This is a genomic window from Lutimaribacter marinistellae (assembly GCF_042648365.1).
GTDB lineage: Bacteria > Pseudomonadota > Alphaproteobacteria > Rhodobacterales > Rhodobacteraceae > Lutimaribacter_A > Lutimaribacter_A marinistellae.
The window spans coordinates 1-23,778 of the sequence record NZ_JBHRXI010000051.1; the positions used below are offsets into that span (position 1 = coordinate 1).

10 protein-coding genes and 1 pseudogene are annotated in these 23,778 nt (G+C 59.7%); 4 read left to right on the plus strand and 7 right to left on the minus strand.

The window, feature by feature from the left end; all coding sequences use genetic code 11:
* Positions 1-198: 198 nt before the first annotated feature.
* Positions 199-9,657 (plus strand): M10 family metallopeptidase C-terminal domain-containing protein, encoded by a 9,459-nt coding sequence (locus ACFORG_RS23690; protein WP_386738092.1) that lies wholly within the window; start codon positions 199-201, stop codon positions 9,655-9,657.
* Here the strand turns inward: ACFORG_RS23690 and ACFORG_RS23695 are convergent.
* The 3 genes from ACFORG_RS23695 to ACFORG_RS23705 form a co-directional block, all read right to left on the minus strand.
* Positions 9,654-10,973 carry an HlyD family type I secretion periplasmic adaptor subunit gene (locus ACFORG_RS23695; protein ID WP_386738093.1) on the minus strand — a complete coding sequence of 440 codons (1,320 nt, stop codon included), beginning with the start codon at positions 10,971-10,973 and terminating at the stop codon, positions 9,654-9,656. The two genes, ACFORG_RS23690 and ACFORG_RS23695, sit on opposite strands and share 4 nt — an antisense overlap.
* Positions 10,970-13,066 (minus strand): type I secretion system permease/ATPase, encoded by a 2,097-nt coding sequence (locus ACFORG_RS23700; protein WP_386738094.1) that lies wholly within the window; start codon positions 13,064-13,066, stop codon positions 10,970-10,972. The genes ACFORG_RS23695 and ACFORG_RS23700 overlap by 4 nt, the downstream gene beginning before the upstream one ends.
* 141 nt (positions 13,067-13,207) lie before the next feature.
* Entirely contained in the window at positions 13,208-14,599 is a 1,392-nt protein-coding gene (locus tag ACFORG_RS23705; protein ID WP_386738095.1) for a TolC family outer membrane protein, read from the minus strand.
* A 202-nt stretch (positions 14,600-14,801) separates the two neighbouring features.
* Here ACFORG_RS23705 and ACFORG_RS23710 point away from each other — a divergent pair, with 202 nt between their 5' ends.
* From ACFORG_RS23710 to ACFORG_RS23720, 3 genes and pseudogenes are all read left to right on the plus strand, one after another.
* On the plus strand, positions 14,802-15,497 hold the full coding sequence (locus tag ACFORG_RS23710) for an OmpA family protein (protein ID WP_386738096.1): 696 nt from the start codon (positions 14,802-14,804) through the stop codon (positions 15,495-15,497).
* Positions 15,498-15,680: 183 nt separating this feature from the next.
* Positions 15,681-16,445 carry an enoyl-ACP reductase FabI gene (fabI, locus tag ACFORG_RS23715; RefSeq protein WP_386738097.1) on the plus strand — a complete coding sequence of 255 codons (765 nt, stop codon included), beginning with the start codon at positions 15,681-15,683 and terminating at the stop codon, positions 16,443-16,445.
* 250 nt (positions 16,446-16,695) lie between these two features.
* A pseudogene (locus ACFORG_RS23720) lies at positions 16,696-18,963 on the plus strand (DUF3141 domain-containing protein).
* A gap of 211 nt (positions 18,964-19,174) precedes the next feature.
* On the opposite strand, the gene arcC reads toward ACFORG_RS23720, so the two are convergent.
* The 4 genes from arcC to ACFORG_RS23740 are packed head-to-tail and all read right to left on the minus strand — an operon-like array spanning position 19,175 to position 23,775.
* Positions 19,175-20,113, minus strand: a complete 939-nt coding sequence (gene arcC, locus ACFORG_RS23725; RefSeq protein ID WP_386738098.1) for a carbamate kinase — start codon at positions 20,111-20,113, stop codon at positions 19,175-19,177.
* A gap of 3 nt (positions 20,114-20,116) precedes the next feature.
* A complete protein-coding gene (locus tag ACFORG_RS23730; protein ID WP_386738099.1) occupies positions 20,117-21,115 on the minus strand; it encodes an ornithine carbamoyltransferase in 999 nt (332 codons plus the stop codon).
* Positions 21,116-21,171: 56 nt separating this feature from the next.
* A complete protein-coding gene (locus tag ACFORG_RS23735; protein ID WP_386738100.1) occupies positions 21,172-22,398 on the minus strand; it encodes an arginine deiminase in 1,227 nt (408 codons plus the stop codon).
* Between the two features lie 3 nt (positions 22,399-22,401).
* Positions 22,402-23,775, minus strand: coding sequence for an amino acid permease (locus ACFORG_RS23740; protein WP_386738101.1), 1,374 nt, complete (start codon positions 23,773-23,775; stop codon positions 22,402-22,404).
* Positions 23,776-23,778 lie beyond the last annotated feature (3 nt).

Consider the following 23,778-nt stretch of genomic DNA (forward strand, 5'->3'; position numbering starts at 1 on the left):
CCCATAACCCTCACCCTCAACACACAGACCGACGAGGACCAGGACCCCGCAACCGACACCCCAACAGACGGAACCGCAACCGCAACGCGACAGATCGAGATCGGTTTCGAACTCGATGTCGACCTGACTGCCCCGTCTCGAGTAACTGCGGACGAGGACGCCGACGGAACAGGTGTACGCGTCGATCTTGGGGTAGACGTGGCAGCGACCGACGCCGACGGCTCCGAAAATGCGACTGTCGTCGAGATCGAGTTCACGGACCTGCCAGATGGCACACAATTTTCGACCGGGAGCTACAATCCTGCTGCAGGGCGCTGGTCTGGCACCATGACCGAGGCCAACGGCCTTGTTCTGGACCTGCCTGCCGATTACTCGGGAACGTTCCGGAACACGATCACCGCGATCAGCCCCGAAGGGCGCGTGGACACGGACCAGGTTGTAGAGATCGCGCCGACAGGCGATATCGTATTCAACATCGATGAGTTGACCGCGAACGAAACCGACCTGCCGGTGCCGCTGCGTCCGTCCAGTGCATGGCAGGTGTCGATAGATGATCTCGATGCCAACCTTCCGCTTGAGACGATAACCACCGTGGGGTTGTCTCTCGACGGTTTGCCGCCGGGAATGACAATACTAGGCGTTCCCGCAGGAAGCGTCACATACGATCCCGTTACGGGTGGATCTTTAGTTTTCTCCGGCACGCAGGCACAGTATCAGGCACTTACACTCGTCTTTCCACGAGATTACTCGACGGAGAGCCCCGATACGGACGGATTGACAATCAACGGCAGTCTTGCGGCAACTTCGACCGAAGACGCAGCAGGCCAGACCACGCCGGTCACGTTGCGGATCACACCGGAGGGAGATGCCCGAATTGACACCACGGGCGCGGATACCGTTCCTGATGAAACTGACGCGGCAACGCAGGTTGTTCCGTCGGATCTGCTCGCTCCAGACGTGACAGACCGCGACGGGTCGGAAGGGCTGCAATCACTGGTTCTGACGATCCGCGGGCTGCCAGCAGGCTCATCGGAGGCGAGCCTCGGCATCACGCCACCTGCGGGTTCCACCCTGGGTTTTGCCCCCGACCCGGCAAATGGTTCTTCAACCCTGACGCTTACCATGGACGCAGAGTCGGTCGTAGATGTGGCGGCGGCGTATGCAGGCTTCGCGCTTACGCTACCGGCGGATTTCTCGACTGCGAACAGGTCGGACCTGACGGATGGCAACACTGCGCTCTCGCTGGAGTTCCAACTGGACATCCAAACAGACGAGGATCAGGACCCCACGAGCGATACGATCAACGACGGGACGGCGACGGCGACTCGGACAATCGACATCGATTTCGAAGAGGATATCGAGCTTTCCGCTCCTGCACTTCTAACGGCACAAGAGGATGGCGGATTTACCGGGCAGCCGGCCCCGGGGGTAGATGTCGATCTGGAAATCGAGATCGACATCACCGACCAGGACGGGTCCGAAACCGCCGACCCGACCGATCCACGCTTCGCCGCGACGGTTGGCATTCGTTTCTTCGGCCTGCCTGTCGGAACGGGTGTGAACGAGGGTGCGCTCAACGGTGACAGTTGGGCGGGAACTGTCAGTGAGGCCGAAAACCTGGTTCTGAGCCTTCCCGGCGATTACTTCGGTGCATTCCTGCATGTCGTGACCGTCACAACCCCGGAGGGCGCCAAGTCGACGCTTCAAGCCGTTCGCGTCGAACCTACACCCGATATCATCATATCTGGTTCGGTCGAGGTGGACGAAACCGACGATGTTCTGACCGTCCAACTCAACCAATTCTACTCGGTCATCATTGACCCTGCCGAAACGGTTCTGGCCGCGAGCTTCGAGATTGATGGCTTGCCACTGGGTACCGAATTCCTGGACGCCGCCATGAACCCTGTGGGCACGTTGACCGACAATGGCGACGGTACGGTCGACTTCGTCTACGCTGCGCCGCCTGATCCGCTGACGCCGAATGACATCACGGCCTACCTTCCACGCGACTATTCGACGACAAGCCCCCTGCAGACCCTGATGGCGGACTTCAGCGTGACAACGGATCAGGGGACAGTCTCGGAGAGCCTTCCCTTTATCGTCAACGAAGAAGGCGATATCGCCGTTGGCGACGGTGCCTTCGCTCTTTCGGAAACCGATGCAGTACTGACATTCCGCCCGGCGGATCAGATTACACCCACCGCAACCGATATCGATGGATCGGAAACGGTGGACCAGGTTGGCGTGGTGTTCAACGCCCTGCCACCGGGAAGCAGGTTCTCGACCGACGGTGGTGCAACCTTCCAAGCGGCTGGCGCGACGCTCGATTTCCTCGGCACACTGGCAGACTACAATGGCCTGATCATCGAGTTACCAGCAGACTATTCCACCGAAAACCCGCCCACGACGCTAGAGGGCCTGGTTGGTGCCGTCACGAATGAGGGCGGGTTCGATGTCGGCGACTTGACCGTAACGATCGACGCCGAGGGCGATGTCATCTTGAATGGCCCGGGGCAACTGGACCTTTCGGAAAACGATGTGCCGGGCGACACGGACGAGGACAACACGACAAGCGACCCGGTCGAGATTGTCTTGTTCCAGGCGCTTGAACCCGTTTCTCCAGATCAGGACGGGTCTGAAAGCATCGCACAGGTCGACGTCACGATTTCCGGACTTCCGGATGGCAGTACCTATTCCATTGATGGCGGCAGCAGCTTCGTTCCCGTACCAAGCGGGTCAACCTTCACGCTGACAGCGCTCACCAACCAAGAGTATCAGGACCTGATATTCCGGGTGCCTGACGACTATTCGACGAGTTCGGCCATAACCGGCAGCGTCACGGCAACGACCGACGAGGCCATCCTCGCGGGCGAAACCGATCAGAATGCCTTTGACGGGATCGAGACGCGCGACTTCCAGGTAACCATCGCGTCGGAACAGGACGTTCGGATTACCGCCAATGACATCACGGTGATCGAGGATCTGGGGGTAGACATCCCATTGAACCTGGATGCGGCGGTGACCGATATAGACGGATCAGAGTCGATAACCGCCATCTCGGTTGCGTTTGCAGGGCTGCCCGCCGGCGACACGGTTCTGACCGATGGCACGGTTCTGAATGGCCCGACAGACAGTTGGACCGGCGATCTGGCGGCTTTGCAGCAACTGGGCGTTCGTTCCTTCCCGCAGCACTTCTCGGGCATTGTCGATATCGAGGTAACCATCCAGACCGACGAAGGTGTTGCCGCAGGCACGACGCGCGCTTTTGCACTCAACGTAACACCCGTTGCTGAGCCCACCATCGTACTGGCGGTTGACGACAGCGAGGTGGACGTAGACGAGATCGGAACGGACAACTACCTTGTCGATGAAGATGGGTCTTTCCTGCTGACCATCGACGCACAGACGCCGGACCGCGACGGGTCCGAGGAATTGACCGAGATCGTGATCGCCGACTTGCCCGCAGGCTGGGTGCCCGATACCAATGGTGCCGTGGATCTCGCCTTGTTCGAGCAGGGACGCAACCAGATCTCGTCGGCCAATCTGTCCGGTACGACACTAACGATCACGCTGAACAGTAATGTCACGGTTTTCTCGGGCGCCTTGCGCGTTACCCCCCTCGCCGATGACGATCGCGACGTCGAGACCATCGTTTCCGGTGATTTGACCGCCACTGTCACGGCCGAAGATCGGGCAGCGGGCTTGCCGACAGACACGGCCAAGGTCAGCGATCCGGTCGATGTCGATGTGGACGCCATTGTCGATGGCGCCTCGTTCAACACCCAGAATCACCGGCGCACCGAGAACACACAGGACGTCAGGCGCCTGAACCTGTCCATCACTGATCTCGCGCTGGACGATGTCGACGGGTCCGAGGCGTTCTCGTCGCTTGATCTGACGATCACCGTCGCGACCGAAAGCGACATGTTCGACGCGTCCGACCCCAGCCAGCTGATGCTCAGTGTTCGGAACTCGGGGGCGCGGAATGATGTCGTCATCACCCAGACCGCTGGAACGGCCGACAGCGTCAGTTATTCGGTCGAACCGGCCCCGGGTACCACGACGGATGAATTTTCGACCGCTATCGAGTTCCTTCGCCTGACGGTGCCGCAACATTTCAGCGGTCTTCTCACGGTCGACGGCACCGCGAACTGGAACGAGACGACGACTGGCGATGTCGAAATCGATACGACCGACAATTTCGCGACGCAGGTTTTCCAACTTACCGAAGAGGTCCGGCCGGATGCCGAGGCCGAGCTGTTCGCAGGTGTATTCGTCAACAATGTTGCCTTTGTCGAGCGCGGCAGCCCCCGCAGGGTCGTCGAGCGCGCAGTCGACTCCGATGTCATCGATACGTCGACAATGCAGGTGGTTGAAAGCACCGATGACGGTTCCGGGCCCGGTCCGATAACGCTTTTCCTGCGCCTCGATGCCCGAACACCCGACAAGGATGGCTCGGAACAGCTTGAGACACTGATCGTCGAAAACGTGCCGACCGCCTGGATTGCCCCGTTCGAGTCCGGCGGCATCATCAATCCGGATGCGTTCCGCGGACCTACCGGCGTGGGCCCACTACCCGTACCCGAGCTCGCAAAGCTCGCGTCATCGACTTATGACCCCGCGACAGGCCAGATCACGCTGACCTTTGCACCGGACGTAACCGAATTCTCCGGTGTGCTGCCACTTGAGCCCTCGCTATACGAGGATTATGACATCGACCGGATGAATGGCGATCCGTTCACCTCCGTTGGCGACTTCTTCGGGGCCGATCTGAAATTCACCCTGACCACCGTGGATTCCAGCACTGTCCAGACCAATCGCCAGACCGCCAGCGTTCAGGTCGATGTCGATGTCGGCCCGCTGAACAACTTTGCCGTCCTTATCAACAAGCCCGTCGGGAACGAGCAGGTCATTGACGATGCCGGCGGCGTCTTTCAGTTCCCGATTACGCCGGTCATCCGGGATACGGATGGATCAGAGACGATCACGGCGGTCGTCCTGCGCGACGTCCCGGCCGGCCTGACCGTTTATGCAGCCGATCCGGACAATCCGACCGGACCGAAAATCCCCGCGCTGATCACCGACCTGAACATGCCGCCAGGTTTCAACTCCTGGAGCCTTGAAGCCAGCCAGTTTCAGACCGCTGAGTTGCGAGGTGTACCGCTTCATTTCGCAGGCGATCTGCCCCTTACGGTTGATGTTGTCACAACGGAATTCGATGGCGGTGGCACGCGAGTGACCCGGCTGAACGAGGTCTTTACCGTCCTGCCCGTCGTCGACGGCGGCAATCCCAACGGGAACACGACCGGTCCGGAAGACACCGCCTTCAAGGTCGACCTCCGCGCCAACGTGATCGACAATCCCGGCAATTCCCCCGGATCTCCCGAAGAGGTATTTGGCGATATCGTCATCTCGAATGTGCAACCGGACTCGTTTGGCCGGACGCTTCGGTTCTTCGATGGCAACCCGGCCGCATCCGTCGGCGGAACGGTCCCGAACGAGTTCCTGCTCGACACCCGTGGCGCCTTGACCCTATCGCAGGCACAGGCGGGGAACCTCTGGGTATTGCCGGGGCAGGACAGCAACGAAACATTCCATTTCGATGTAACGCTGTCATACCGCGAAACGATCGACCCGACGCAGGTCACAAGCCGGACCTCCTCCGTCGCGATAGATGTCACCGGCGTGGCCGACACTCCGATCATCACCGTTCAGGACCCGGACCCCAGCAACGCGCCCGACGGCGTCCGTGACAACCTGATCGATGACACGTTCCGGCCGGACGAGGTTGTGGACGGAGTCGCGAACCACGATCGGGTCTATGGTTATGTCGGCCTCGACACCCAGATCTTTGAGTTGGACGCGAGGCTTACGAACCTGCAACTCATCACCGGTCTCTACAATGCGGAAAACCCGTCATTCGGGTCTGCCACGCCGCTGAGCGGGACGATGACGGAAATCACGTTCAGTGGCAGTTTCGACGGCTCGGAAACGATCTACTACATCATCACGGGCGTCGACCCGGCAACGACCTTCAGCGGGGGCACCCCTGCCGACACCACGGGCACATCCTACTTCGTCACCGAGGCGCAGCTTGCAAACCTTCGGTTCGTGCCGGAAGACGTTTCACAAGTGACCTATTACGACATGACGTTCAACGCGATCGTCGTCGAAGATGATTTCAGTTATCCCAGCACAACCAATATCGGCGATTTCCTGAACCTGGTGGATGCCAGCGCCGGCGGCGAGGTCGTGAGCCAGGACTTCACCGTCGTGGTTTTGCCAGGGACGGGTGACGGTGGCAGCGCCTGTACACCCGAGCAGGACCTGCCTTTGCCGACGCTCGAACTTATCGGAAGCGGCGACGAAGACACTGAAATAGCGCTCAAACTGAAGATTACGCCTCAGCCGCCGTTCTACGACAGCATCGAGGACTTGTGGAACCTGCCGAACGGCGTGACCGGTGATTTCGGTTTGGCCATTACGCTGCCGCCCGGATCGACCATCAGCACGGACCCGCCGGGCGGTGCGCTGTTTGATCCCGATACCGGTCTTTGGGTCATCGACCTGGCAACGCTTGGCGTGGACCCGAACGACCCGACACAGACGCAGGGAACCATTCTGTTCACCCCACCCGAGCACGAGTCGAGCCCGGACAACCCGTTCTCTACCGGCGAAACGCTTGGGCCGGATGATCCGTATGACAGCCTCGACACGCTCGAATACCAGATGATCCTCAACAATTTCACCTGTGGAACCACCTCCAGCGGATCGAGCACGTTCAACCTGACGATCGTGCCGGTGGCGGACGGCCCCCGCATCGTTCTTGCCGGTGGAAATTCTTTTGACGAGGATACGAACTACGATCTGGGCCTGACCATCGAGGGCATCGACGGCGGCGAACGTGTCACCGGCAATGTCGTCATCACCATCAGCGACACCGCCGCACAGGCATTGGTCGATGGATCGGGGAACCCGATCACGGGAACTCCGGTCGCGGGCGGTCTGCTGCGGTTCGAGATCGCTCCCACGGATCTTGCAGGCCTGTCCATCGTTCCGGTCACACACTACAGCGGGCCTCTCGAACTGGAAATCGAGGCAACGACCGAGGACATCAACGGCGACACCAAAACGAACAGCCTGTCGCGGACGATCGAAGTGATACCCGTCGCGGATCAGCCCACCTTCGACTTTGATACGAGCGTCACCGACCCCGATACAGGGCAACCCTTTGTCGACCTCTCCGGCCCCGTTCCGGTCATCCTTGCGATCGAAGATGTTCCGTTCAACCTGTCACAGGTGCTGGAGGCCGCGACCCCGGACCAGGATGGGTCCGAGACGATCTCGATCGTGTTGGGGCCAGTCCCGGATTATCTCGAGGTTTCAGGCCCGTCCGGATCAGGTTTCATCGATAATGGTGACGGAACCTTCACCATCTCGGAAACCGCGTTCCCGCAGGTCACATTGAAACTGGCGGTTGAACACGCCCGAACACCGGACAGCCTTGATCCGTCTCTGCCGTCGGAGATCCCGCTTCAGATTACCGTCAACACCTTGGAACTCGCCAATTCGGACGAGCAATCGGGAACACAATCCTTTATTCTTCGGGTTCGGCCCGACGCCGATCTGCCAACTCTGGCCGCGCAGATCACGCCAGCCTCGGGCGTCGAGGATCAAAGCGCGACATTCACCCTAGCGCTATCCGCCACAACACCGGATTTCCACGAAACAATGGATTTCCAGTTGTCGCAATTGCCGCAGGGCACGGTGGTTCTTGTTGGTGGGGCGCCAGTCACCGTAACGAATGGGGTCGCGACCATCCCGGGCAGTTCTGTGCCGGCTGTCTCACGCCTTGCCGGGTGGGACCCCAACGGAACGGTCGAGATCGTGGCCCCGCCTGATTTCTCGGGCGATCTCCAGATCGAGGTCACGGCAATCACAACGGACAGTTCGGTTTACTTTACCGATACACAAGCCTCGCCACCGCAAACCCTTACCGCGGTAATCGACCCTGCACCCGACCTGACCTTTGCCATACTAGATCCGGACGTCATGCTGGACGAAACGGATGCGCCGTTGGAGTATCAGCCGGCCAGCGACTTTGACATTCAGGTGACAGACACCGACGGATCAGAAACCGCGACCATCACTTACACGATCGCAGGCGTTCCGGCCGGCACAACCTATCGCGTCGGAAGCGGTGGCGAAGTACCGGTATCCGGCGATCTGGTCTGGACAGGCACCAACGCCGATTTCGCGCAACTGACCGTGACCTTCCCACAGGACCATGCGACCAACGGCACGCCGCTTGACGGTTCAATTTCGGTCACGACGAATGAAGGCGGCTCCGACGGCGGCAGTTTCACCATCGACATAGCGGGCGAACTTGACCTCGATTTTACCGCAAACACGCAACCGACCGCTGCGCCGCAAACCGGAACACCCATCACTGTGGACTTCAACATCGCGGCCACGGTTACTGACGTGCAGGCATCGCCGTCGGAGACCCTGGAAACAGTGCTGGTCCGGTTTGATACACCGCCACCGGCCGGCACGGTGCCGTCAGCGGGAACGATTTCCGGCAATGTTTTGACCCTGTCGCGTGGGTCAACCTCACCTGCTGACTTCGCCTTGCTGGTCGCGGCGCTATCGATCACCCTGCCCGGTACTTATGCGGGTGTCCTGACCGGCGACATCACAGTGCAGACAAATCATGGCGATGGGGCGCCTGTACCGTTCTCGATTGCCGTGAATGACCAGCCCGTAATCACCGGGCCGATCGACGTGGTGTCAGTCGATCCGCTGTTTGTCATTCCGTTCTCGGATCTGCTGGCCAATGCAAGCGACCCGAACGGACCGCTGACCATCGAGAATGTGACAATCGACGATCCGTCGATCAGCGTTTCGGTAATTGGTTCCGATGTGTTCATCGCCACGCCGGTTCCGTACGACGGCAGTGCCACGTTGAGCTACGAAGTCGTGGATAGCGGTCCCGGCCCCGCACGTAGCACGGCAACGGCGAACCTGGTGATCGACACACTCCAGATGGAGTCCGACGGAACCGTGACGAACCCCGATGGCACCACGCGAGATCTCATGACGGACGAGACTGGCGACGCCGCTTCTGTCGATGTTGCGAAGGGGACGGCAGGGAATGACGCCGTGATTGTCGATGGCACACGCCCCTATCAGGATATCGACGGTTTCGAGATGCTGGGCGGTTCTGATTTCGTCGATCTTGGCGGCGCGACAACAGCATTCTCAGTCGACCTCGGCGCAGGCGACGACATCGCGATCGGTGGCGCAGGAGATGATGTCCTGATCGGAGGCGCCGGTGCGGACACGCTCACAGGCGGCGCAGGCCAAGACATGTTTTCGATAACCGATCTGTCCTCGACCGATACCATCCTCGACTTCGAAGAACCGACCGGGATCCTCAATCCCACGGGCGTCGATCAACTTGATCTGACCTTGACCGTCACGCTGGCCCCCGGAGAGACGCTTGCCGACCACGTCGGATACAGCAATTCGGACGGCCAACTGTTGATTGACGGTCAGGTCGCAGCCGTGGTGAGTGATGCTGGCGGCGCGTTTGCGGATGCTGTCGAAGTGATCTTCACGAATGCCAGCGGCGCACAGGAAACTGCCGTGATCTAACGCTCGCGCATCGCCTCTAGCCGCGCCTTCCGGAAAGGTTTGAGCAAGTAGTCCAGTACCGTCCGTTCGCCCGTAAGTATATCGACAGCGGCGACCATGCCGGGCCGTATCTCGAAGGTTTCGCCGCGCCACTCCAAGGCGTTTTCGTTCGTCTCGACAATTGCCGGGAAAAAAATCTCACCGGTGGCTTCGTCCTGCTCGGCGTCTGCGCCCACCCGGATCACGCGACCATCGAGCGCTCCATAGATCGTAAAGTCGAACGACGTGAGTTTTACGCTTGCCGGGAGGTCGGGATAAACAAAGGCAACATCTTCGGGACGAAGTCGTACATCCACCTGCAGCTTGCCATCCTTGGGCACGATCCGCAGAAGCTCTTCGCCCGGCGCCACGACCGATCCCAGAGTGTTCACATTTAACACCGAAACGATCCCACTGACAGGCGCCCTGAGGGCGGCGCGGGAAACGACATCGCTTGCGCTGCGGATACTTTCCTCGATTACGCTCATCTGGTTGAGCGTGTCCGAGCGTTCGAGGCTGATCTCGGCCCGACGCTGCAATTCCAACTCCCTGAGCCTGGCTTCGGCTTCGACGAAGGCTGCGTTCGCCTGAAGCGCACGGCTGGTAAGGCTGTCCTGTTCTTGCCGCCGCGCCGATAGCTCTCGTTCGATCGGGATAATCTGAGCTCGGGGAATGACCCCGCTTTCGGTCTTTAGCTGGATTTCTTCCTGCAATAGTGAAATGCCTTCGGCCACCCTTGCAGTCGCAGCGGAGATTTCTTCCAACTCACGTTGCCTTTGGTTGATCTGCGCCTCCAGAACAGCGCGCTGACCTACGAAACTGGCAAGGCGGCTGTCGAAACTGGCAATCTCTCGCAAGGCTAACGGACTTTCGGGGTCGATCACTTCTCGATCGAATGCCAGGCGATCTCGATCCTGCAACTCGGCTTCCAGCCTGAGGCTGCGCGCAGTGAGCGCGCGCATCTGCGCCTGCAATTCACCGAGAGACGCGGAAGAACCAGTATCGTCAATGCGGATAAGGATTTGTCCAAGCTCCACCCGGTCACCTTCGGACACCAGGATTTCGCGAACTATTCCACCTTCGAGACTTTCCACAACGCGGGCTTGTCCTGACGGCACCACCCGGCCAGTCGCGCGTGCGATTTCTTCTATCCGAGCCCGCGACGCCCAGAAGATCGCTGCCCCGATCAAAAAGACAAAAACCAAAAGCAACAAAGTCAGCAGACGCGACGAACGGCCCAGACGCCCCGGCGTTTCGCCTTGCGCGAAGTCGCGTAGCGTCCAGTCCTGCGGGCTCATGCTGTGCCCCGACCGAGACTGGCCAGGACCTTTGCGCGTTCGCCATCCTGCGACAGGGTGCCTTGTTCCAGCACGATGACGCGATCCACGAGTTTCAGCAGGCTGGTCCGATGCGTCGAGACGATCAGGGTCATGGGGCGCAGTTCAAGCAAGGCTTCGAGCCGCGCGATGAAAAACCGTTCGCTGGCCGTATCCATCGAGGAGGTCGGTTCGTCGAGAATGAGCACGCGCGGTTTCGGCAACAACGCTCGCGCCAAGGCGACCAACTGACGTTGCCCACCGGATAGGTTTGCCCCCCGTTCGGATATCTGCATGGCGAGGCCTTGCGGGTTCTTTGCCGCCAACCTGTCGACACCCGTCAACCTGGCAACTTGAATAACGTCATCGATACTGGCCTGCGGCATGCCAAAGGCGATGTTTTCGGCCAAGGTTCCCGAAAACAGGACCGCGTTTTGCGGCACCAACTGTACATCCTTTCGCAGATTGGCCGGATTAATCTGTGACAGGTTCAACCCATCGACGGTTACCAGCCCCCCGGTCGGTTCGTACAAACCGCTCATCAGGCGTGTGAGACTGGTCTTGCCCGCGCCCACCGGTCCGATCAGTCCGATCCGCTCGCCCCCGGTTGTGGAAAAGGAGATGTCCTTTAGCGCCGGAACCTGCGAGCCGGGATACTCGAGCGAGACGTTTCGGAACTCGTATGCACCCCTCTCGACGCGGGCCGCGACTTTCGCACCGGGTTTGGATTTATGCGACGGCCTTGCCATCAGGGCGTTGAGACTCCTGAGGGTCGACGCAGCGAAGCTGCCGCGCACGAACAGACCGGCCAGCGCCGCCGTCGGGGCCAATGCGCGGCCCGAAAGGATCATGGCTGCAATGACGGCGCCCATCGTCAGCCCACCCTCCAGGGCAAGATAGACGCCGATGATGACGATCCCAACCGAGGAAGCCTGTTGCGCCAGCCCAGTCATGGTGGTCACGAAAGTGGCCAACGCCTTGCTCCGTTCACCAGCGCGCGCGCTTTCGGCGACCTGCCGCTCCCATCTTGCCTGCATGCGCCCTTGGCCGGCGATTGCCTTGAGCGTCTCAAGTTCCGTGACTGCCTCGGTCGCCACCGCATTCTTTACCCCGGTCATCTGTCGCGATGCATTCGATGCGCGGTTCAACGGGACGATCACCGCCAGCCCGAGAACAAGCACAAAGGCAAGCGCGGCTGCAGGCGGATAGGCCAGCGGTCCGCCGATATAGGCGATGACCGCAATGAACAAGAAGCTGAACAATAGATCGGTGAGCGTCGCCACAGTCTGCGACGAAAAGAAATCCCGGACCTGTTCGTAATCCTTCAACGTGTTGATTGTCGCGCCGGAAGGTTGCGCGTTTTCCTGCAGTTTGAGATCGGCAATGTGTCGGAAGATCGATGATGAAACTGCCAAGTCCACGTTTCGGCCAACGCGATTGACGATAGAGGACCTGATCCACTTCAGGCCCGCGTCGAAGAACAACGCGATCCCGACGGCTGCCACAAGGGACCACAGTGTAACAAGGGCAGCTGTCGGAAAGACGCGATCATACACGTTCATGGTAAAGATCGGAACTGCGAGGCCAAGTACATTGACGAGCACAGATGCCAGTATCACTTGAAGATACTCGGGCCAATACCGCCGCACGACACCCCAGAACCAATGCCCGTCCGCCGCGGTCGAAGAGGTGGCCGGGCCGGTGTCCAGAACCGTCTGGTCATTGCGTAGCAGGAGGACGTGACCGGAATGCTCTTGAGCAAGGTCCTTGCGATCCATCTCTATCGGATCATCCGAACGCAATGGCCAGATCACCGTCACGGCATCGCCCTTGACCTCAATCAGCACACAAGCCTCTCGACCACGCAAGAACAGAACCGCAGGTAACACGTTTCCGGGCAAGGCAGAGAGTCTGCGCCGAATAAGCGTCGCGCGAAAACCATGCTGTTCGGCGGCGAGAACGGCCAGACCGGGCGTCAGCAAACCGTCTGCGGGCAGCGGTAAACCTGCCAGAAGGGCATCCACCCCGACATCTCGTCCCGCCAGCCGTGCACAAGCCGCAAGCGCCTGTGCCAAGGGGTCACTTTGAAGACGTCCGAAGTCCCATTCACGAACGGATGGCTCTGGCCTCTGAACCGAAGGATTCAGCTGTATGCGCGCTTTCTGCGTGGTTTGATCGGAAGAGTCGGTAATGTGACGATCCCTGTCAGATTGCGTTTACCTGTCGCTAACGGACTTGCGCCAATCCTTGAAGGTTTTTGCGTCGAACTGGGTTTCGCTACTGGTCTCGTTCAGGCCAGGCGCTCCAACCCGCTCACGGGCATAGGCACGCGCATCCTCGGGGCGATCGATCCCGAGAGATGGCAGAAGAATGCCGATCGACGCAAGAACCCGGTACTCGGCATAAGTGGCCAGGCTGCGCGCGTTCACAAGGTTTGCCTCCGCTTGAAACAACGCGTTCTGGGTATTCAAGACATCAAGGAGTGAACGGCTCCCGACGCGGTATTCCTCTTCGTAGACGCCGCGCAAACTGCGGGAAAGGTCGGCTTGTGACTGGATCGTCTGCAACCTGCGCCGCGCAGAATTCAACGTAGCCCAAGATTGACGAACCTCGCTTTCGACGCGACGCGTATGGCCAAGAAGATGCGCGCGCGATTCATTGACACGGCGCGATTGCTCTTGCCGGACCGCCCGCTTGCGTTTGCCTTGAAACTCATGCCGGACAACAAGACCGACGCGGGCGTCGCGACGGTCCCCGACGAACCCGCCGACATCTTCGCCAAAGCGACCATCTGCTTCGAGATTCAGGGTCGGATACCGATTGGCGTTAGCGCGACGGGCCAATGCCTCGGCGGCGCCGACATCTGATTGCATGAACTTTATGGTCGGATTGTCGCTTCGCGCCCGCGCAACCGCAGTTTCGAGCGATGCAGGCACGCTCGAAGAAATCCTGGGGACCGATCCGAGGCTGCCGGGCTTTACCCCGACCGTTTCGAGGAAAAGTGTTTCGACGTCTTCCAGGTTCAACTGGAACTCGAGAACCGTATCCTCGGCGAGCCAGACGCGCTCCTCGGCCTGCTGCAAGTCACCCGGGCCGACCACGCCACGATCAAAGCCGGTTCGAAGGCGTGAATAAACATTGCGGTGGTAGGTCAAGTTATCGCGTGCGAGCGCCACCAGCGCGCGGCTCCGCAATACATCCGAGAAAAGCCGGACGGCCTCAAGCGAAAGCACCTCGGACCGTTCCATGACGCGATAGGCGGCCGCGTCGATGCGATAGGCTTGGCGTTCGATCTCCGAGCGGGTCTCGTACCCGTCGAAAAGCATCTGCGAGATGCGGGCACTCAACTCATAACCTGAGATCGTTCCAGAGGCGGCGCCCAGATCCGGTGATGCAGTGCCTTGGTTCCGGCTTGCGCCTGCCCATGCCTCCAGTTCGACGCGGGGTGTACGAAAGCTCTGCGCCTGCTCAAGTTCGAATTCGATGGCTTGTTTGTTGGCAGCCGCCGCCTCGATCTCGGGGTTGGTCTCAAGAACGTAAAGAATGGTATCGGTCAAAGAAAGCGTATCGGCCTTCAACGGCTCCACCAGTGCCATGAAAGCAAACATGGCCAACGCCGAGATACGCGAACAAGACTTCCTCATCCTCATCGTGAAATGCCCTTCTGCTTCCGTCCGTTGACGTCTGCGGCTCCTGCCACCTCACCATCGCAACTTAGATCAACCCACACGCCTTGCATACACAATCCTTGCGAAATGAAACGACACTGTCCACAATGTGTGACATACATGCGGACCACCGGGGTTTGTGATGCGGAACTGGTTTCAGTCTCTTGTCTTTGGCATCGTTTTCTCGTGCCTTGCGTCGATCGGATTGGCGCAGACATTCGGCACAGTGAATTTCGAATTCGACTCCGATCAACTCGACGAGTCCGGGCGAGCGCAAGTGCTCGAGATCGCCGAGGCGCTGAAGGCGATCGACACGTACAAGCCGACAGTCGTGGTCGGTTACACGGACGCAGTCGGCAGTTCCGCTTACAACGATAATCTGGGCCTGCGCCGGGCTCGGACCGTTGCTCAGGCATTGATCGCAGCCGGCGTTCCCGTCGACAGGGTGGACACGATCCAGAGCCGCGGAGAACGAGAGCTTCTAGTCGCTGTACGCACTCCGGAAAGATTGAACCGTCGGGTGACTGTGGGGCTCGGCCAAATTCTTGCCGCCTGTCGCAGTTATCGGGATGTTCCGCTTTCCCAGGACGATATTGGCGACACGCTGCAAGCAGATCTTGTGGCACAGGTCGTGGATGCGCGCAGCGTGTACCAACAACTGACCCAAACCGGCGGCAACCCATCGGCCTTCCAGATGGCAGGGGCGGCACGTTCGGATTGCGAACAGGCTGCGGGGTATTCTGGAGACTCGATTCGAAAGCTTGAATATGCGAAGCGGTGCATGTGCAGTACAGCCCGCATGGACGTCGCGCTTGGCCGTGTGCCACCACCGAGTTAACTCCTAAATCGCAATCAGCGACGATATGACGGCTCTCTAGGCAGTTCATCGAAAGCCGAGGGGACGCGCCCTTCCATTCGCATTTTTTTGCATCCCCAGAGTTGCTCCGACGTCATTGTCGCTGCGTTGCAGAAATTTCATGATGCATGTGCATCATTGCCCGGACTCAGCCGGAGCGATGCCATGTTTTCCCTGAACCAGATGAAGGCTCTCGTCGTCGGTGTCGCGAATGACAACTCGATTGCATGGGGGTGCGCCAAGGCTTTTCGGGAGCAAGGCGCGGACATTGCGGTGACCTATCTCAACGAAAAGGCTGAACCCCATGTGCGACCACTGGCGGAACAACTTGGGTCCGAGATCATCCTGCCTCTTGACGTGCAGAAGCCGGACGAGATGGAAACCGTTTTCGGCGAAGTCGAGCGCAAGTGGGGCAAGTTGGATATCCTGTTGCACTCCATCGCCTTTGCACCACGTGACGATCTGCACGGCCGTGTCATCGACTGCTCGGCTGAGGGCTTCAAACTCACCATGGATATTTCTGTTCATTCGTTCTTGCGGATGGTGCGGATGGCCGAGCCGCTGATGGCCTGGGGCGGCACCTGCATGTCGGTATCGTTTTTCGGCTCTCACCGGGTGGTCAGGAATTACAACATGATGGGGCCGGTCAAGGCCGCTCTCGAAAGCTCGGTGCGCTATGCTGCGGCCGAGCTTGGTGAGAAGGGCATTTCGGTACATGCCCTTTCGCCCGGTCCGCTCAAGACACGTGCGGCGTCGGGTATCGGGCACTTCGACGAAATGCTGAACACCGCCTCTGATCGCGCTCCCATGCATGTCCTTGCCTCGATCGAGGACATCGGGGCCACGGCGGTATTCCTCGCCTCGCGCGAAGCCCGGAACCTTACGGGCGGGGTACACGAAATCGACGGCGGCTATTCGATTACGGCATAGGAGAAACGACGTGACGAACGTCTACGACATACTGAACCTGACAGAACTCCAGCCGCTTTCCGACCCCTCGTCCGGTACGATCAGCCTATTGGAGGAGGTGACAAAACACCTCGAAGCGGACGCAGATGACGCCGCCGCGACAGGCAGACTTCTCGCCACAGCTTGGCAACGACAGACTACGCATATCCACAAGCATCATTCCAAGCGCGCCAAAGCAAATGCCGACAGGTTGAATGCGCTCGGTCACGCGATGCTCGAAGCGGGCAAGGAGCGGTCGCTGGCAGGGCATTGGCAGGATTACCTTCGCGACTCCCGGGAAAGGATGATGCTGACGCTGGATGCGCTACGCGAGCGTGGCGACGTCTTTCTGGAACATGAGGCGGCAGGTTGTCCCCCGGTCCTCGCCTATGACTATGAAGTGATCATGGATGGGCGAGACTTACTGCACAGTTCGAATTACCTGCTGCTCAAGATCCTGCCCCCTGAAGGCTGCGAGATCGACGAAACCAAACAACCTTTTATCGTGATTGATCCGCGCGCAGGACACGGTCCCGGCATTGGTGGATTCAAGACGGACAGCCAGGTGGGAGTGGCACTTCGTGGCGGGCATCCGATCTATTTCGTGGCCTTCCGTCGCATGCCCGAACCGGGACAATTCGTTTCTCACGTCACCCGTGCCGAGGCCGCCTTTGTCCGCGAGGTTCAGCGCTTGCACCCGCAGGCCGCCAAACCCGTTGTCATGGGCAATTGCCAGGGCGGTTGGGCAACGCTGTTGCTGGCCGCGACCAACCCCGACGTTACCGGGCCGATTGTCCTCAACGGTGCACCGGTTGCCACCTGGTCCGGGCAGGTAGGCGAGAACCCGATGCGTTACAACGGCGGGGTACTCGGAGGAACTTGAGTGCCAATGTTCATATCCGACCTGGGCGGCGGTCTCTTCGACGGGGCTCACCTTGTTCAGAACTTCGAGATGCTGAACCCATCCCGAACGCTATTTCGCAAATATGTCGACCTTTATCGGGATATCGACCAAGGGCCTGACCGGTTTCTGGAGTTCGAACGTTGGTGGGGCGGCTATTTCCTGATGACCGAGGCCGAGATCCGCTGGATCGTCGAACAACTGTTCATCGGCAACCGGCTCGTCAAGAACGAGGCACGACTCGAACCCGGCCGCCCGATCGACCTCAAGCAGATACATGCGCCTATCATCGTTTTCGCCAGCCACGGGGACAACATCACCCCGCCGCAACAAGCATTGAACTGGATATCGGAATCCTATGCCGACACTGACGAGATCCGCATTCGGGGCCAGCGCATTATCTATATGGTTCATGAACAGGTTGGCCATCTTGGCATCTTCGTATCGTCCTCGGTAGCGCAGAAAGAACATTCCGAGGTCGCCACGACCCTCGACACGATCGCCTCGCTGGCACCGGGCCTGTACGAGATGAAGATCGAGCATTTCGAAGGCGACGTAGATAACCGCCGTTTTGTCGTGAGCCTTGCCGAAAGGGCGCTGGACCACATTCGCCAATTGGACGATGGGGTCGACGACGAACGGCCCTTTGCTGCCGTGGCAAGAGCGTCCGAGGTACAGGCGCAGGCCTATGACCTGATGGTTCGCCCGTGGATCAAGGCTGCCGTCACCCCGACAATGGCCGAGATGAGCCGATCCTTGCACCCGCAACGCATGCAGCGGGCGATCTTCGCGACCCGGAACCCGGCGATGAAACCGGTTCAGCAGTCCGCCCAAAAGGTGCGAGCTGAAAGACGGCCAACGACCAGCGACAACCCGTTCCTCGCCGCCGAGGCGACCTGGACCGAGATGGTAACCCAAGCCATCGACCTATGGCGGGACCAACGCGACATGGCGTATGAGCTGACCTTCCATACGCTTTGGGGCACGCCATGGGCACGGCTCTTTGGCCGGGGTCACGAAATGCGCCGTTCGCTGAAGGACCCGACCGAGTTGCGAACAGCGCCGGAAGTGTCCAAGGCCATCGATAAGATCGGCAAGGGCGGATTCATCGAAGCGGTCGTCCGCATCCTCGTACTTCTGGCAAACAACGGCGGCGGAGTGCGTCGCGACCGGCTTGAGTGCTCGAACCGGGTCCTGACGATGGACGAGCCTTTTGCCTCGCTGTCGGACGAGGAACGCTCAGCCATCATCCACGAGCAGTCTCTGATCTCGACCTATGAGCCGGACCGGGTGGTTGCGACATTGCCGGAGTTGCTCGCCGACATGAAACAGCGTCAACTGGCCCTGGAAGTGGCGCAGTACATCGCAGGCTCGGTTGACGAAATGGCGCCACACACATTGGTGCTGTTCCAACGCTTGCGCGAGGTGTTGTGCCTGCCGCCGTTTACCGGTGATATCAAGAATGATCCGCTTGCCCCGGCACACGCGGACAAACCTCTACCAGTCCCTCCTGAAATGGTGAAGAACGCCGCGCTGTCCGGCAAGGCGAGGTCGGCGACCGGCACAAGGTCGAAGTCGAACCCGGAGGCTGCGGAGTGAAGATGGCGAGCCATCGCTTGGGTGGTGTGCGTAGGTCAGCCGTGCTTAAGTTCGCTCCGGCCCTTTTCGGTCCGTGTACGCAATTCCAAAAAGATCATCGACAACGGCGTTAAAGCCATCAGGGACTACGGCCCGCGACGCACCTGTGGTGTGGCTTAGTTCAATTGAGCTGAGCTACGGATGGGCCGCCACGCAGCGGCGGCCCAGTCTTTCAGTGAAACTGGGTCGAACCCGCATCCAAGGACACTGTCGTTCCCTTTTCTCCACGTACAGCGGCGGGAACGTCGGCCAAGGCGCAGATGATTGCTCGACCGCCGGTCGTCCGTACAAAATCCTGCGCAGCCTCGACTTTGGGTCCCATTGAACCGGCAGGAAACTCGTAGGCATCCAGCGCATCGGGCGTTGCCGACTTGATAGCCTTCTGATCGGGCGTACCGAACCCGAGAAAGACCGCAGGTGCGTCTGTCGCGATGACGAAGAAGTCTGCGCCCAGATCCTTGGCCAACAGGCTCGACGAGCGGTCCTTGTCGACCACGGCCTCGACCCCAATCAACTTTCGATCGGCGTCGGGATCATACATCGTCGGGATACCGCCACCACCAGCGGCGATCACCGTCATATCGGCCTCGAGAAGCTTCTTGATCGGTTCGATCTGGAAAATGCGCTTGGGCAAGGGTGATGGCACCACCCGACGCCAGTAGTCGCCATCCTGCTTCACAATCCAGCCCTTCTCGGCGGCTTCCTTTTCGGCCTCTTCTCTGGAGTAGACCTGGCCGACAAACTTGGTCGGATCGCGAAACGCTGGATCCTCAGGGTCGACCTCCACCATGGTCAGAAGAGTCGCGAGGTGATGCTCGAACGGCAGCACGTTGCCGAGCTCCTGCTCGATCATGTATCCGATCATACCTTCGGTTTCGGCCCCCAGAACATCCAGCGGATACTCCTCGACCTCGTCATAGGCGATCTCCTGAAGGGCCAGCATTCCGACCTGCGGGCCGTTTCCATGGGTGATGACGGTTTCATGCTCTTTGCAAAGCGGTGCCAGGGCTTCGGCGGCAATCCGGGCGTTGGCCCTTTGATTGTCCGCCGTCATTTCCTGTTCCCGCTTTAACAGAGCATTGCCGCCCAACGCGACAACGACTCGTCCCATGGATCATGCCCCCAGCGTGGCGACAAGGATCGCCTTGATGGTATGCATACGGTTTTCGGCTTGCTCGAAGGCGACATTTATGTCGCTCTCGAAGACCTCTTCGGTAACCTCCATTTCGGTTATGCCGAACTGATCGTGGATGTCGCGTCCTACCTTTGTTTCGAGATTGTGGAATGCGGGCAGGCAATGCATGAACTTGACGTTCGGGTTACCCGTCTTCTTCATCATGTCCATGTTCACCTGGTAAGGGGTCAGCAATTCGATCCGCTCTTTCCAGACCTCCTTGGGCTCACCCATCGAAACCCACACGTCGGTGTGAACGAAATCAGCGCCTTCGACGGCCGAGATATCGTCGGTGATGGTGACCCGCGCTCCGGATTTCTCGGCTCGCTCCATCGCCAGTTTCTGCACGTCGTCGTGTGGCTGGGTATTCTTGGGCGAGATCATCCGCACGTCGCAGCCCATCAAGGCGCCCAGCATCAGGAGAGAGTTGCCCATGTTGGACCGCGCGTCACCGGAATATGCATAGACGATGTCCTTGCGTGGTTTGTCGGCGTGCTCGATCATCGTCAGCATATCAGCCAGCATCTGGGTCGGATGCCAGTCGTCCGTGAGGCCATTATAAACAGGTACGCCGGCATATTCCGCGAGCGTTTCCACCATGTCCTGGCCAGCGCCACGGAACTCGATCCCGTCGAACATACGGCCCAGAACCCGCGCTGTGTCCTTCATCGACTCCTTGTGACCGATCTGGCTCCCCGATGGATCGAGATAGGTGATGTTCGCTCCCTGATCATACGCGGCCACCTCGAAGGCGCAGCGTGTTCGGGTCGAAGTTTTCTCGAAGATCAGGCAGATGTTCTTGCCTTTCAGCGATTGCTGCTCCGATCGGGCATATTTTGCGCGCTTCAGGTCACGGGCGAGGTCCAGAAGATAGAGCATCTCACGCTGCGAGAAGTCGGCGATCTTGAGGTAGCTGCGGCCTTTGAGATTGAATGCCATGGTTGTCTCTCCTTGACGAAAGCAGGAGGTGCCAACACGGCGCCTCCCGACGAAAATCAGTATGCAGGATCGCGGTCGATCGGGCAGGTCATGCAGTGTCCGCCGCCGCGTCCACGGCCGAGCTCCTGGCCCGATATCTCGATGACCTCGACCCCCGCGTCGCGCATCAGCTTGTTGGTATGGGTGTTTCGGGCATAGCCAACGACGACACCCGGCGAGAGCGCGACCACGTTGTTGCCGTCGTCCCATTGTTCGCGTTCGGCCTGAAACTCGTTGCCACCGGTTGCGATCACTTCAAGCGAATTGAGGCCCAACGCCTCTTTGTAGACATCGAAGAGGTGACCCTTTTCTCGGACGACATCGACGTGTTTCTTGTCGTCGGGCCGCAGCGAAAAGCACGTGATCTCGTCGGCGACCTCGGCAAAGGCCGTTACCTTGTCGTGATCGAGGCAGGTGAAGACGGTGTCGAGATGCATGGCGGCGCGGCTTTTGGGCATGGCACAGGCCACAACCCGCTCGGCGCCCCCCTTCTCGAACAACGCTGCCGCAACCTGCATCACCGCCTGACGCGTGGTGCGTTCGCCCATGCCAATGAAGACGACCCCCTTGCCGACTGGCTGTACATCGCCCCCTTCGACCGAGGCGCGCGCGAAATCCTCGTCGCTGTCGCCCCACCAGATATCGAACTCGGCGTCTTTGAACATCGGGTGGTACTTGTACACTGTCCGCTGAATGAGTGTTTCCGGCTTGCGGGCGGGCCAGAACATCGGGTTGCAGGTCACGCCATTGTAGATCCAGCATGATGGATCACGCTGAAACTGGGCATTGGGAACCGCCGGTGTGATAAAGTCGCCCGCCGATACGGCTCGGGCCATTTCGTTTGGCAGGATCGCGTCCGGTATATCTTGAACAATGATACCGCCGAGCATGTGGCGCGCCAGCAGCTTGCTGCTCATCTCATTCAACCACGGCCGCATCTCGACAGCCAACATTGGTCCCACCATGTTCGGCGTAATGAGACGGTCCAGCATGAAGGCACGCGCCGCCGAGTCGGACTCCAGCGCCTGCGCCAGCAAGTCCTGTATATCATAAACCTCAACCCCGCGCTCGCGCATCAGGGAACAGAACTCCGCATGATCGCGGCGGGCCTGTTCCACCCAGATCACGTCGTCGAACAGCAGTTCTTCGCAGTTGCGGGGGGTCAGGCGATCATGCGCCAAAGACGGGCGCGATACGATCACCTTGTTCAGTTTTCCAATTTCCGAATGAACACCGAATTTCACAGTCTATCTCCCGTCCGAAAAGGTAACTTGTGTCTCGACCCTGTCCCGGACCTGACTCCATCGCAGCCAGACATGTATGGGTACACCCAACAACAACAGGACAAATCCGAGCAGTACAGTCTGCGCTCCGGACCCGATCAGGGCCCAGATCGAATATGTGAAGCCCAACAAACCCAGAACCGCCACTTTTGCGAGTTCCGCTCCGCGAAGCACCTCCCCGCCATTGGCACGGATAAGGACCTCGGCCACCGCGCAGAAAGCATAAGGCAGAAGGCTGGCCATCACCGCGAGCAAAATGATGAAGTTGAACGCGGCAACCAGACCCTGGGCAAAGTTCATCACGATCAGGACCGAGGCCAGCAAGTTCGAGAGGATCAGCGCGTTTGCCGGTGTCCCGAATTTCGAGATACGACCAAGGGCCTCGGGGAACACACGATCAAGAGCTGCGCCATATGGCACCTGCCCGCTCAAAAGGGTGAACCCGTTGAGCGTGCCGAAGGTCGAGATCACGGCGCCTATGGCAACCAGAGAGCCTCCGACCGAGCCGAACATGACCGAAGCCACATCCGCCAGCGGCGCTGCAGATCCTGCCAGCTGCGCAGCAGGCACCACGCCGAGCGAAACCGCCGTTACCGAGATGTAAACGACTGCCGCGATCAGCACGCCGATGATCGTCGCTCGCGGAATCGTCTTTTCAGGCTCGATCACGTCGCCGGAGGGTACTGTCGCGCTTTCCAGCCCCAGATAGGCCCAAAGGGTCAGGGCTGCAGCCGCCGATATCGCCGCGACGTTCGACATCTCGCTCTGGTTCGCGGGTGAAAAGTTCGCACTGTCGATCCAGAACAGGCCAAGTACGGCGATCAGGACAAGCGGCACCAGCTTGAGCACCGTGGTGACGATCTGCACCGCGCCAGCCTCCTCGACTCCTCGAATGTTGACCAGCGTGAGCCCCCAGATGGCGATCAGCGCCGCGGCAAGACTGTACATCTGGCTTTCGCCAATAGCGGGAACAAGGAAACCGAGATAACCCACAAGAGCAACCGCAACGGCGGCATTCCCGGTCCACAACGCGATCCAGTAGCCCCAGGCGATCAGGAAGCCCGCGAAATCACCGAATGCTTCCTGGCTATACGCGTATGGCCCACCGGGCTTTGTAACGGTGCGTGACAGCCGCCCGAAGATGATGGCCAGAACCAGCGCCCCCAGCGAGGTCAGCACCCACCCACCCAACGCGATCGGACCAAAAGGCGCCAAAGAAGCTGGCAGAAGAAAGATGCCCGAACCGATCATGTTACCGACCACAAGCGCCGTACAGGCCACCAGCCCCAGCCCCTTTACGGGTTGGGATTGACTGGGCGCTTGAACCTCAATGGTCACGAC

What these genes read in the sequence shown, in the direction of transcription:
- ACFORG_RS23695 (WP_386738093.1), bottom strand. Translation starts at nt 10,973, where the DNA reads ATGAGCCCGCAGGACTGGACGCTACGCGACTTCGCGCAAGGCGAAACG.
- ACFORG_RS23705 (WP_386738095.1), bottom strand. Translation starts at nt 14,599, where the DNA reads ATGTTTGCTTTCATGGCACTGGTGGAGCCGTTGAAGGCCGATACGCTT.
- ACFORG_RS23710 (WP_386738096.1), top strand. Translation starts at nt 14,802, where the DNA reads ATGCGGAACTGGTTTCAGTCTCTTGTCTTTGGCATCGTTTTCTCGTGC.
- fabI (WP_386738097.1), top strand. Translation starts at nt 15,681, where the DNA reads ATGTTTTCCCTGAACCAGATGAAGGCTCTCGTCGTCGGTGTCGCGAAT.
- arcC (WP_386738098.1), bottom strand. Translation starts at nt 20,113, where the DNA reads ATGGGACGAGTCGTTGTCGCGTTGGGCGGCAATGCTCTGTTAAAGCGG.
- ACFORG_RS23730 (WP_386738099.1), bottom strand. Translation starts at nt 21,115, where the DNA reads ATGGCATTCAATCTCAAAGGCCGCAGCTACCTCAAGATCGCCGACTTC.